The sequence below is a fragment of the Pseudoalteromonas obscura genome (genome assembly GCF_030135505.1).
GTDB classification, from domain to species: Bacteria; Pseudomonadota; Gammaproteobacteria; order Enterobacterales; family Alteromonadaceae; genus Pseudoalteromonas; species Pseudoalteromonas obscura.
In genome coordinates this window covers 70,792-83,889 of the sequence record NZ_JASJUT010000006.1, presented here as the reverse complement: position 1 = coordinate 83,889, position 13,098 = coordinate 70,792, and the positions used below count along the sequence as shown (strand labels likewise).

Annotated in this window: 8 protein-coding genes; 3 read left to right on the top strand and 5 right to left on the bottom strand. The window is 41.2% G+C overall.

Annotated features, from left to right (window positions below; translation table 11 throughout):
* Positions 1 to 66: 66 nt before the first annotated feature.
* Positions 67 to 1,005, top strand: coding sequence for a polyprenyl-phosphate transporter (locus QNM18_RS14900; protein ID WP_284137684.1), 939 nt, complete (start codon positions 67 to 69; stop codon positions 1,003 to 1,005).
* A 265-nt stretch (positions 1,006 to 1,270) separates the two neighbouring features.
* Positions 1,271 to 2,716: a sodium:proton antiporter NhaD gene (nhaD, locus tag QNM18_RS14895; RefSeq protein WP_284137683.1), complete on the top strand. Its 1,446-nt coding sequence runs from the start codon at positions 1,271 to 1,273 to the stop codon at positions 2,714 to 2,716.
* A 30-nt stretch (positions 2,717 to 2,746) separates the two neighbouring features.
* Here the strand turns inward: nhaD and QNM18_RS14890 are convergent, their stop codons facing one another.
* From QNM18_RS14890 to QNM18_RS14870, 5 genes are all read right to left on the bottom strand, one after another.
* Positions 2,747 to 3,736, bottom strand: coding sequence for a 6-phosphofructokinase (locus QNM18_RS14890; protein ID WP_284137682.1), 990 nt, complete (start codon positions 3,734 to 3,736; stop codon positions 2,747 to 2,749).
* A gap of 70 nt (positions 3,737 to 3,806) precedes the next feature.
* Positions 3,807 to 5,633 (bottom strand): choice-of-anchor I family protein, encoded by a 1,827-nt coding sequence (locus QNM18_RS14885; RefSeq protein ID WP_284137681.1) that lies wholly within the window; start codon positions 5,631 to 5,633, stop codon positions 3,807 to 3,809.
* Positions 5,634 to 5,799: 166 nt separating this feature from the next.
* Positions 5,800 to 6,198 carry an MmcQ/YjbR family DNA-binding protein gene (locus QNM18_RS14880; RefSeq protein ID WP_211012454.1) on the bottom strand — a complete coding sequence of 133 codons (399 nt, stop codon included), beginning with the start codon at positions 6,196 to 6,198 and terminating at the stop codon, positions 5,800 to 5,802.
* 760 nt (positions 6,199 to 6,958) lie between these two features.
* On the bottom strand, positions 6,959 to 9,043 hold the full coding sequence (locus QNM18_RS14875) for a bifunctional diguanylate cyclase/phosphodiesterase (RefSeq protein ID WP_417714819.1): 2,085 nt from the start codon (positions 9,041 to 9,043) through the stop codon (positions 6,959 to 6,961).
* Between the two features lie 338 nt (positions 9,044 to 9,381).
* On the bottom strand, positions 9,382 to 12,072 hold the full coding sequence (locus tag QNM18_RS14870) for an insulinase family protein (RefSeq protein ID WP_284137680.1): 2,691 nt from the start codon (positions 12,070 to 12,072) through the stop codon (positions 9,382 to 9,384).
* A gap of 144 nt (positions 12,073 to 12,216) precedes the next feature.
* Between QNM18_RS14870 and sixA the strand changes: the two genes are divergently transcribed.
* Entirely contained in the window at positions 12,217 to 12,684 is a 468-nt protein-coding gene (sixA, locus tag QNM18_RS14865) for a phosphohistidine phosphatase SixA (protein WP_211012456.1), read from the top strand.
* The last annotated feature ends 414 nt before the right edge of the window (positions 12,685 to 13,098 follow it).

Below are 13,098 nucleotides of genomic sequence, written 5' to 3'. Positions count from 1 at the left end.
GAGCTTTAGTATTTTAATTCGGGAATTTGATACACTGTGCGGGTATCAAATTATGGAGGTTTAAAAGTGTCTAAAGTGGCAGATAGCAAACGTGATTATATTTGGCTGTTTTTCAAAGGTGCGGGTATGGGCGCTGCGGATGTTGTTCCAGGTGTTTCCGGCGGGACAATTGCTTTTATCACCGGTATCTATGCACGTCTTTTAGCTGCAATTAAAAATGTCAATGTGGCCGCTTTACAGATGGTTTTGAAGGGAAAGATAAAAGATGCTTGGGCACATGTTGACGGAAACTTTTTGCTAGCTGTATTTGGTGGATTATTTACCAGCGCTTTATCGCTGGCAAAAATAATTACCTATTTGCTAGACAATCATCAGCAGCTGGTTTGGTCATTCTTTTTTGGGTTGATCATCGCCTCATTTGTGTACATTGCAAAACAGGTGGAACGCTGGCAGCTTAAGCACATTGCGAGTTGTGTGATTGGAGCGCTGATAGCACTGGTGATTACGTCAATGAGCCCAGCAGAAGCGCAAGCGCAACCTTGGTTTTATTTCGTTGCCGGAAGCATTGCCATTTGCGCGATGATTTTGCCCGGTATTTCCGGGAGTTTTATTTTGCTGCTGTTGGGAATGTATGGGCATGTATTAAACGCGGTGAATGATCGTGACTTTGCGTTGGTTGGCTTGTTCTTGATTGGTTGTGTGTGTGGACTAATGATGTTTTCAAGGTTTTTATCATGGCTCTTGGCACGCTTTGAACAAGTTACATTTGCCCTGTTGTCTGGTTTTCTCATCGGCTCATTAAATATGTTGTGGCCATGGAAAAAAGTCGTGACAACCTATGTCAATTCGAGCGGTATTGAAAAACCTCTGATGCAAAAAAATATTTCCCCGATGGAGTTTACGCAAGTCACGGGTCAAGATGCCCAGTTACTGCTTTGCTCAGTACTGGCAGTTGTTGGACTGATGCTAATTTTAGCGTTAGACAAGCTCAGTCATAAGGACTAACCTAATTGCCAAATCGAGCCACTTTCTATGTGGCTCATTTTTTTGTCGTTTGACCTTCTCATTATTCTATATCTTAGTCAGCAAAGTCAGATTAACGAAATAATCATAATTTCCCAGTATTATAAGGTTCATCATGTTATTCATGCTTTCACCTGTTTTTTCGTAAACCAGCTGTAAAAATTAGACTAGAGTACAATGCCATAAGTGTAAAAAGTGTGTTACTTTCTGGCGAAGATGTACTCACTAAACAAGGAAACACCTTGAAATGAAACTTGTAGGGATAAGTTGCCTGCTGTTGTTCTGTTTGCTGGGGATCAATTTTTCAGCGTTTGCTTCTACTACTCAACTCGATTTGACCGCTAATACATTGGGTTTTATATGCATAGCCATTTTTGTGGTTGCCTATACCCTCGTAATGCTCGAAGAAAAATTACATATGCGAAAGTCAAAACCTGTTTTGGTTGCCGCTGGGTTAATCTGGATTTTAATTGGTGCCTATTACATTGAACAAGGTATGCCGGATGCAACAGAGTATGCTTTTCGCCATAACCTACTCGAGTTTGCAGAACTCATGCTGTTTTTATTAGTTGCCATGACGTATATCAATGCACTGGAAGAGCGCAGGTTATTCGACTCGCTGCGCGCATGGATGGTAAGAAAAGAGTTCAACTATAAAACCCTGTTTTGGCTAACGGGCTTTTTATCATTTTTTATTTCGCCTATTGCCGATAACTTAACAACAGCATTGTTAATGTGTGCTGTGATCATGAAAGTAGCGGAAGGAGACAAAAAGTTTATCAACCTAAGTTGTATAAATATCGTTGTTGCTGCAAACGCAGGTGGCGCCTTTAGCCCATTTGGTGATATTACCACACTGATGGTGTGGCAGGCTGGTATGGTTAAGTTCAATGAATTTTTTGTCTTGCTCATTCCGTCAATTGCAAATTACGTAGTACCAGCGGCGATAATGAGCCTGTTTGTACCTAATAAAAAGCCATCTGCGAGCTGCGAAAGTGTAGAGCTCAAACGTGGTGCGCTGCGAATTTTAACTTTGTTCTTGTTGACCGTTGCTACGGCCGTTATGTGTCATAGTTTACTGCATTTGCCACCTGTGCTTGGCATGATGATGGGATTGGGCTATTTGCAATTTTTTGGTTATTTCTTGCGAGTCACATTGCCTGGATCTTTAGCGCGCAAAATGGCGATGGCAGAACGTGAAGGGGACAAAGAACGGCTCAAGAAGCTGGGTAGTGTGGTGCCATTTGACGTTTTTAGTAAAGTGTCTCGTGCAGAGTGGGATACTCTGTTGTTCTTTTACGGTATCGTTATGTGCGTTGGCGGACTCGGCTTTCTAGGGTATCTCAATTTAATGTCTCATATTTTATATGGTGGTTGGTCTGCAACTGGGGCAAACGTATTCTTAGGGGTGATATCAGCGGTGATTGATAATATCCCAGTGATGTTCGCTGTTTTGTCTATGCAGCCTGAGATGTCTCATGGACAATGGCTACTGATCACGTTAACAGCAGGTGTTGGCGGCAGTTTATTGTCTATTGGATCCGCAGCAGGTGTTGCCTTAATGGGACAAGCAAGAGGAAACTATACATTTTTTGGGCACTTGAAGTGGACACCTGTCATTGCTTTGGGATATGCCGCCAGTATTGTGGTTCATCTTTGGTTAAATGCAGATCTTTTTGAAATTTATGGCTAAATCATCTTCTCTAAACAGCGAACTAGCGAGTTAAGTTAGTTGGCAGATCTGATTGTAGGCCAGGCGCAACGCTTGGTCTACGGGCTTACTTTGCTCTGTTGCTCTGATAATGCAGTTTATTGAGATTTGTCCATGTACTTTGCCAACCATGACACCCGATCTATTTTTAGCTGCTCTTACCGCTTCAATACCTAGCTCCGTTGCTAGGATCCGATCTTCGGGACATGGATTACCGCCTCGTTGAATGTAACCTAAAACGCATACAGCGCTTTCAATATGTGCGGTTTCTCGCAATGCAGCTTGTAAGCCATGTGGCCCGCCAGGCCATAAGTTTTCTGCCAGAACAATAACAAATCCACTGTGATTATGTTGTCGCTGAGACTGGATTTGGTTTATTAAATCAGCTTGGACTTGCTCTAAATTTTTACTGTCGCAATTTTCAAACGACAATATGGCTTCTGCCCCTGTTGCTAGCCCGACATTGAAAGCGATATGGCCACTGTGGCGCCCCATGACTTCAACAATAAAAACGCGTTCAAAGGCATTTGCTGTGTCACGAATTTTGTCGATTGCATGCGTTGCCGTGCTTACAGCAGTCGCAAATCCAATGGTTTTGTCGGTACATGCTAAGTCATTATCTATGGTGGCTGGTATGCCAATAAGATGCCCTTGCCAATAGGGCTGCAATGCCATCATTCCCCGAAAAGAACCATCTCCACCAACCACAATCAGTGCATCAATACTGTGTCGCGTAAGTGTACTTGCAACTTGCTCAACGCCACTATTTTGATGCATTTCTTTACAGCGTGCACTTTTTAAAATGGTGCCTCCAAATTGAATGATTGGCGCCACCAAATCAACGGTTAGTTCTTTGAATTCATCATGCATTAGGCCGTTGTATCCATGAAAGAAGCCCAGGCATTGAATGTCTTGTTCGTGACAGGCCAGTACAATCGAACGAATGGCAGCATTCATGCCCGGCGCATCGCCGCCACTGGTGATAAGTGCTATGCGTTTCATAAAACCCCCTCAGTATTTAAGGTGCGATGCTAGCTTTATCCTAGACAGCGATGCTCAAATGTCAAAAATGTTACTGACTCGACAATGACCAAATAGAAATGCTGCCAGAGATCTCGTTACCTACAACTAACAAAGCTTCACCTGTCGGGCTTTGCGCTTGGTCAATAAAAACCATTCCTTCGGGTGCAAGATCGCCACTTATCTCCGCACCGGCTTCCAAGCCTCGGTTTATCATGTAAGTATTCATGGTGACATTGAAAGGGTTTGTAACATCATAAATAAGAATGCCACCCATGCGCTCAAGGCCAATAAATGCGTAAGTACGGTCATTTATCTGTCCGATGGCAAGCGCTTCGGGTTCAGCCCCTTTGGCATCTGAGCGAGTATCTCCCTTATTTTCATCTTCATCATTATTGAATGCAGAGCCGTGGATTGCAGCTGTAATTTTGCCGATCTCATCCCCCGAGTCGTAGACTCTATAGCCGTTGTGATCCCAAATAGAGAAAGATCGTGCGCCGTAAGTATAGAGTGCTTCGTATTGGCTATCTTTGTCTGCATCACCTAATACGGTACTGACCTTGAGTCTGCCAATATCTTGGTCGTCATTGTTCACATAATCAAAGTTGTTACCTAGCGTTAAATCTTCAGCTCTGATCTCATCAGTGTACGCTAAGCAGCCATCGTCTTTATCGTATTCAAGGCCGCCTTCAGCTAAGCAAGTGCTTTCGTCAGGAGAATCAAAAAAGTACTCTCTGCCATCTCCTTCGTTGGCGGAAATGATAAAGTTAGCACCTTGCCATTGATAAGCAGAAATCGAGTCTGGCTGATACATGCCATAGAGTCCAGAGTATGACGAAAAATTAATTGCGTTGTCTTTATCTGAGGCGTCTAACGTCCATTTCCCCCAGTCTTTAAAGCCGAGACCATGAACAGATAGGCTATTGTCTTTGAGGTCAACTTTTGCGATGGCATTATTTTCTTGCAATGAAATATAGGCATAGCGACTATCTTTGCTGACAGTGACATATTCAGGCTCAAGATCCATAGAAACAGTGGTATTTATTTCTTTGCCTTTAATGGTTCTACCTGTCGGGTTGGCAAATACAACCCCTTGCTTGGACAGAGCAGCCATTTGGTCATCAAACTGGTTGAAGTTGATGAGCGTCGCGTTATCTGCAATTTGACCACTATTGATCGTGATTATGGCTATGCTGCCCTCGGGGTCAATGCTGTAATCTCCTTTGGGCTCGCCTTCATTGGCGACGATGACTTTGCTGCCATCCGGTGTAAAAGTTACCATATCTGGTAAATAACCAACGACAACAGATTTGATGAATGCAGGCTTAGAAGCTGAAACGTCGAAAAACGCGATTTTACCAGCTTGACCTGTTTCTTTGGCTATCGCAACAGCAAGCAAATTCCCGTGAATTGCTAAGCTATTAGCATCACCACTTTCATGCTCGTTTAGGTTTAAAGTCTCTTTGCTTTGCAGGTTTGTGCCAGTGACAACCCCGTGCGCATTTTTGGTGAGCGAGTCAGGGTCCAATTGCCCAATCTCGATAATTTCAACTGTCGCAGGGGTGGCAGAGCTATTTAGTGCAAAGATACGTTGACTTGGGGCATGATAGCCGACAATCTCAGCAGCCCCTTCAGGGCTTTGTGCGTTGAGAACAGCACGACCAACTAGCACAGGGGTTAATTGCGTATGTGCATTAACTCCAGGCTGTCCTGCTGAGCCAGGCGTACCTTGCTCACCTTTTTCTCCTGCAGGTCCGGTCTTGCCAATTTGCCCTTCAGCCCCATCAATGCCATTTGTACCATTATTTCCATCGTCACCATCAAGTGAACAACCAGTAAAGAGGGCTGAAAGGACAAAGGGAAGTAAGATTTTTTTCATAGTCGTCTGTTCCTAAAACATCTGTATTTTGATGCGCATAATTAAACACAACAAATTTACAACAGGGTGACAGATCAATAAGAAAGGAGAAAAGTAGTGCTAGAAGGTAGGAGTTTAAGCTTGGAGGAGGTTAAATGGCCCTCGCACACAGTGCGAGGGAGGCCAATTAATTACCACCAGAAGTGATACGGTTTAACTCTTCACGCTGCGCTGTAGGCAGGTTATCTACAACGATGTTATATGAGTCATCAATTAACTTTTTTAATTCGTCTTCAGGAATACTGCCATCAAGTACGATGGTATTCCAAAGACGTTTATTCATATGGTATCCAGGTACAATCGACGAATATTTGTCACGAAGTAACAAGGCTTCATCAGGGTCGCATTTTAAGTTTAGCCACCACACTGGTTCACCATTTTCATTTGTTTGGCCTTCTTTACCTTCATAAAGCGTTGCAAACATTTTATGTTGCACTTTATACACATCTACTTCTTGTGCAAACGGCTTGGTAATAAAGGTCCCAGGCTTTGCCTGTAAATAATTATGTACACTCTTCTGATCCATAGCCCGTGTCCTTGAAAAAACTATATTAATTAAAACAACATGGGGCTAATTTTAGCAGCTATTGAGAGAATTCTGTAATGAGTAAGGCCTGTTATGCAAAATGTCATGAAATAACAAACATACTTGACATATTCAAGCTGAACAGTATTCGTCTAATTACATAAATTAAATTTACAATCCATTGAAATTTATTAAATTAGATTAGATAAGTTCAAAAAATATGCCTATTCGGTCTTTCTCACTCTAAAACCATCTCAAGTAGTGCTTAATAAGCACTACTGTGGAGTAGCTGCAAACTACACCATGACCAAATGATCTATCAAGTACCGCCTAAACTACTTAATACTAACTTTAGCCTAGTATTCGTAAATTCACTATTACGTTTTACCAAACTCGATAATACGCTACGTAAGAATCCCAAATTAACATCATTTTCCTCACCTTAAAGGAGCCGATCATGTAGCAAAATCCACATTTACAGCTTGCAAACGGAGAGAACTTATCAGCTAAATTCAATAATAATTTGTTTATTAAAGAGTTTTTCCACTTACGTTAGCAAATTACCTATTTTTAGTACTAAAGAATTGGCAATCACTTGTATCTTCAAGGCTGGTATTAAATTAAATAATGCAATATTTTGCAACAATTTTGTGTTTTTGATTGGTTTTTATCCGTAAAAAGAGGGGATAGGGGGCTTTAAGCGGTGATTGTAGGTTTGTTTACTAACAAGAATTTATGAATTCATGACACTAGAAAAGTGTTAGTTTACAAGTTGCAGATTTGGTTTTTCACCAGTCTCCGCTTGTAAAAATCGTTCGAACTCTTCGCTAGATAGGGGTTTTGAGTAGTAATACCCTTGGATTGTTTGGCATTCAAGCTGTTTCAAGAGCGTTAATTGCTCTTCTTCCTCAACACCTTCGGCGACCACGTGCAAGTCGAGGTTATGGGCAATGGTGACGATAGAGTCAACCATATTTCGACCCCGTTCACTTTCCATATCGTCGATAAATGCTTTGTCCACTTTCAGCGTATTAAGTGGAAATTGCTTTAAGTAAGCTAAAGATGAATAACCTGTACCAAAATCATCCATTGCAAGGTGGATCCCACGAGAGCTCAGTGAGCGCATAATTGAAATCGCTTCTTGTGGATCGTCCATGACCGTACCTTCAGTGATTTCAAGCTCTAGAAAATACGAAGGAAGTTGATTTTTTTGCAAGATAATATCTATGCGGGCTGTTAAATCAGGTAGGCTAAATTGCTTTGCTGATAAATTGACTGCAACTCGGCCATTAAACAGGCCTTGGTCGACCCATCGCTTAACATCTTTACACGCTTTATCGAGCACCACCTCACCGATTTCAATAATTTGGCCTGTTTCCTCGGCAATAGGGATAAATACGCCTGGACTAATAATGCCTTTTTTAGGTGTGATAAATCGCACCAATGCCTCCATTCCAACCAACTTGCCTGTGCGTATATCCATTTTAGGTTGGTAATAAACAATAAAATGGTCTTCTTTTAAGCCGAAGCGCATTAAGTTTTCTATTTGTAACCTTTTTACTGCTTGCTCATTCATTGAATCATTAAAAAATAGGTAATGGTTACCTTTTTGTTTTGCATGATACATCGCCGTATCAGCATTTTTTAACAGGATCTCAGGGGTATTACCGTCTTCAGGAAATAAGACAATACCCACTGAAGAGGTAATGACCAGCTCGTGATTTGCCATCTTAAATGGGGTGGCAATGGCTGCTAAGAATTGTTTTGCGACTTTTGTGATGGTATGTATGTCGTTGGTACCAGACATAACCAGTGCAAATTCATCACCACCTAAACGATAAAAGGTATCCTGCTGTCGGCATAGTTTGTTAAGTCTCATAGCCAGTTTCGAAAGCAAGCTATCACCTAGCTGGTGGCCAAGTGAATCATTGATCTTTTTAAAGTTATCAAGATCAAACACCAAAAGGGCATGATGCGTACCCTGTTGCGACAGCTTTTTTAAATTAGTAAAGAATAAATTTCTGTTTGGCAGGCCTGTTATTCGATCTCGGTTGGAAAGGTTATGCAATTGCGATTCTGCTTTCTTTCTCTCTGTTAAATCTGAAAAAACAACAACATAGTTTGTGACATGACCATGGCTATTTTTAATTTCGTCGATGGTTACTTCGATTGGTAACATATTGCCTTTTTGGTCGTATATCTTTAGTTCTTCCTGCCAGTGCTCAGTCTCTTTCAAGGCGGACTTTATTTGTCTTATAAAACGACTGTCATAGCCTGGCAGTTGAAAGTCTGATTCAATGTACTGCGCGCGCTTGCCGCCAAACACCCTGAGGTAGCTTGGGTTTAAATCTACCAGCTTAAAATTATGATCATAGATGGCGATGGCATCAGTTAGGGACTCAACACACTTTGCGAATAAGTTGAGACGCTCTTCAGTACTCTTTAAGTGGTTGATATCACGTACAGTACCAGTCATTCTCAACGGGTTAAGGTTATCGTCTTTACTGATAACTTTGCCCTTGTCTAGGACCCAGTGGTACTGATTTAAATTATCTCTTAATCGATAAGAAGCTTCGAAAAAGGCGGTCTTCTCTGCAAAGTGTAGTTTAAGCTGTTTTTCAACAAGTGGAATGTCTTGTGGGTGAATTCGCTTGGCGTTAGGTATGAAGTGATTGCTTTTTTCTTCATTTAACGCGTATTTGTCATTGATACGAATGATATCGCCAGACTGAATATTCCAGTCCCACAGAGTATCGCCACTTCCTTCTACGGTACTCTTTAACCATTTTTCCGACATACGCAAGTTATCGAGATTTTTTGCTGCTCTGCGGTTAATAATGAGCATCACGAAAAATGGCGTCAAGCACAGCATGACAACAGCCAAAAAAAGCAAAGGGTTGTTCGACAGCGGCTCTAAAATGACATGTGCGTGTACAGGGGTACTCAGAGCTAAAAGATAAATAAGAGCCAATAAGTTTCTTATATTGTTTTTATATACCATAGTGTACAAGATTAATACATTCATCGTTAATCTAATCGAAACAGCTATCCTGAGTCAAAGCATAATTGATGAAATGTGGAAAGAGTCGGTTAGAATTTAGGATTTTTGTACCTTTTTAACCAAAATGTCAAATATGAAGCCCGCTGGCAAGGTATGTAACTACCTTGATGAGCGAGCATTCACTAATTTATACGCAGTGTAATACTGGGGAAGGATTTGGCGGTAACAGTCGAAATAAAATGCTTTATTTCTGCAAATGACAATTGGTTCAGCGCATCTAACAACTTCGACTGCATAGAAAAAGTATGATCTTCGTTGCCAATAGCAATCCAAAAGCGCTGCGAGCGCAAACGCAAATTTTTGTCTTTTTCAGCAATTTGTGATTTCAAGCTGGACTTAACATCTGACCATTGTAAATGCTCTAAACTGTCGATATTGTCTACAAACTCTTGTAAAAATAGTTGGTGATAGTTGAGTAACTCTGAACTTTCATAATTTGGGGATTGAATGTAAAAGGCAATACCTGCTCGAGTATTGAATGGTGCGTAGCCTGCGCCAACTAAGTAACCTAGTTGCTGTTCTGTACGTAGCTTTTCAAAATAATGTTGGCTAATTAACTGGTTGAACGCCATGATTTTTATTTTATCTTGCACGCTATTGCTGGGTGCTTGAATATAGTGAACAAAAGCGTGTTCACTGTGTTCATTGGCAATTGTCTCTGTAAGGTGTTTGTCAATTGTATTAAGTGGTTTCTTTAAGTCATCCAAGATTTCACTCTTAGCAAAATTACACAAAAGCTGTTGTTGTATTGCAATCGCGTGCTTAGTCTGCCAATTGCCATGCAGGAATGCCTTGGCATGAATAGAGGTAAAGAAAGAGTCACGAAAAGCATTGAACTCATTGAAGCACACATTTTTTAATGCTGCAGCAAGTTCGTTCGGTGTCGGGTTCCAAGGCATTAACTTGGCACCTAAGATACTAAATAGCTCACTTACTGGCTTATTTTTATTGTGATTTTGCCAATGTCTGATGAGTTGCTTTTTGTACTCTGCGAATCGGGTCGCGCTAATCGGTTGCTTTTGAAGTGCTTCAACAAGTTGAGATACTAATTTTAGCTGACAAGATGAAAGCCCCGCAGTATGTAGTGTCAACCCACCTTGGTGTGAAGTAAGGTGGTAGCTAAGCCCCGCCAGTTCAGCTGAATAAAACTGTTCTGCGACACTGTCCATAAATAAATCAGCAAATAGTCTTGTTAGTGCCATTGCTTTATGGCTTGAGATTGAGGCTTCGGAATCTAATTCAAGATAGAAATGCCCTTTAGTGACTCTAAACGTGGCATCTTGTTTAAACCAAAAAGCAAACCCTGGTCTTTCTTTGAGCTGAACAGGGGTGTGTGTCGTTGACTCAATATCATAGAGAATGTTTTCTTGGCTGAGGTATGGGTTGACGTTCGGTAGTCGCATTTCAGGCAACGGCTGATCAACTCGGGCAAGGGCATTAAGCCACTCTTTATTGAGTTGGGCGATTTGGTAGGGTGTGTTATACCACTGAGCAATTTTATTGATTGCACCGGGTTCATCGGTGGTCTCTGGGTGGATCAGTACCAGTCGCATATTATGTGGCGACAAGTAACTTAGCAGTTCGGTATGAAGTGTTTGATTAAAGCGCTCCATACAGTAATCACCATACAGTGTGTTTTCTTCACTGTAATGATGCATATTGACGCTAACATTGCTCACCCAGTCTATCAGCTTGTTGACTTCTTGGTTGTCAAACGCCAGCTCCATTAAACGTTTTTTGTCGGCGTATAATGCGGGTAGAATATGGTGTTGTTCCTTGATCAAACTGATATATTCGAACAACATCTCAACAATGTCTTCGTAAAATTCAATACCAATATCTGTCAGTGCGAAACTGACATTAAAATCTTTGAAGTTACTGCCGTTGACGCCTCCACCGGCCGAAAGGGCATTTATCCAACCGTTCTTCTTTAATATTGCGTACAGTGAACCTTCGCCTTCGTAGCCTAATAGGTGGGCAATAAAACTCAAGCTTTTATATCGGTATAGTTCATCGATATTAGGCATTGCAAAGCTGACAATTAGCTTTTGTAAATGCTTGCGAGGTTTTATATGAAGCTTTAAACCAAGGTCTTCATCACGATAAAAAGGCACGTCAACTTTTGGCTTTTGATGCGATTTGTCGCCTTTAATCCCGTGAAAGTGACCTGTGGCCATTTGCTGCAGTTCATCAAGTTGTTGCGGACCAGCCAGCACTAAGGTCATCCATTGGGCTTTGTAATTTTTATTAAAAAAGTTGATGATTTCTCGATGAATATCGCCATGACCATCACCTAGGGTATCGTGATTGCCCACAGAAAACTTAGTAAAGGGGTGAGCTGGGTTTGCAGTCTCTTTGTGCGCTTGAATGATCCGTCTGTTATCGTCTTTCACTTTAAGGTTAAATTCGGCATCGATGGCGTTGCGCTCATCATTCAAAGCACTGTGCTCAAAAAGAGGTGCAATGAAAAAGTCAGAGAAGCGAGATAGTAAAGACTCAAATTTATTAGCTAGGCAATCGAAGAAGTAACAAGTGTGTTCTGTACCTGTCCACGCGTTGCTGTTTCCACCACTTTGGCTTACTACCTGGGAAAACTCTCCTTTAATTGGGTATTGCTCTGTACCCAAAAACAGCATATGCTCAATAAAGTGAGCCATACCTTGGCGGCCTACGGGGTCGTCAAAGTGTCCAATGTTAATAGCTAAAGAGGCCGCAGACTTCTCACTACTCGAGTCGGTAATTAGTAAAACTCTTAGACCATTGTCCAGTGTTATGTGCTTATATTGTTTATTATCATTGTTGCTTAATTTCAAGTTTACGCCGCCGATATAATAAGTGAGACAGTCTTAAAAGTAGTAAATCACTTACCAGTTCTAAGTATTTTGTTTTAATATAGCGGACATGCAACTAGGTTTACTACTGAATAGAGATAAAAATACGATACTTTTCGGAGAGCTATGAAAACCATATTGATCATGCGCCATGGTGAAGCCGGTCCAATGCAGGCAAATGATGCTGCTCGTTTATTGACAAACAGAGGCCAATTACAGGCTTTGGAAATGGGGCTGTGGGTCTCTCAATCCTACCAACCTAGTGCATTACTTGTGAGTCCTTATTCTCGAGCGCAACAAACAGCGGACGCTGTAAAGCAGAGTAACCAGTTTACTTTTGAGGAAACGTGCGCAGATATAATCCCCAGTGGAAGCGCTTCATTTGCAGTGGATTACTTAGAAACTCTGATTAGTATGAACGAAGCCATAAGTACATGGTTGATTGTAGCGCATATGCCAATAGTTAGTTATATGGTCGATCAGTTTGTTCCAGGTGAAATGCCAATATTTCCAACAGCCGGCATTGCAGTGATAGAGTACTGCCCAAAAACCCACAAAGCACAATACAAAGGGCTACACGCCCCAAAAGTGTAATCCAAGGCGTTGCCAACTTCCTCAATGACCATCATATTAGATGGCTTATAACTTAGTTCATAAATCTTTCTCCAAAAAAAGTGCAATAATTTTTAGTGCGCTGCGGAACTATAGTCAGATCACATGTTCTTATAATTGTGTTTCGCAATGTAACTAATGAGGTCTAATGTCCTCTTATCTCGTTTTACATTTCGATAGGATACGCACGCTTTCATGACACCGGTTACCATTTTGGGCGATGGTATCCAGTGTAACTTAATAGTGTTTCGGTTTATTGACCAAAGTATTAATCATTCTGATTTTGCTTTATCAATGAAAGATTGATGTTTTGTATATCAAATGGGTAAAAAGTTATTTCTTGAACATAGTATTGATCAGTTTATAAGGACAAATGTCCGCTTTTTGTAGCTAAAA

Bases quoted from the DNA above. Each gene is read 5' to 3' on its own strand.
- QNM18_RS14885 (WP_284137681.1), bottom strand. From the start codon at position 5,633: ATGAAAAAAATCTTACTTCCCTTTGTCCTTTCAGCCCTCTTTACTGGT.
- QNM18_RS14880 (WP_211012454.1), bottom strand. From the start codon at position 6,198: ATGGATCAGAAGAGTGTACATAATTATTTACAGGCAAAGCCTGGGACC.
- sixA (WP_211012456.1), top strand. From the start codon at position 12,217: ATGAAAACCATATTGATCATGCGCCATGGTGAAGCCGGTCCAATGCAG.
- QNM18_RS14875 (WP_417714819.1), bottom strand. From the start codon at position 9,043: ATGCTCATTATTAACCGCAGAGCAGCAAAAAATCTCGATAACTTGCGT.
- nhaD (WP_284137683.1), top strand. From the start codon at position 1,271: ATGAAACTTGTAGGGATAAGTTGCCTGCTGTTGTTCTGTTTGCTGGGG.
- QNM18_RS14890 (WP_284137682.1), bottom strand. From the start codon at position 3,736: ATGAAACGCATAGCACTTATCACCAGTGGCGGCGATGCGCCGGGCATG.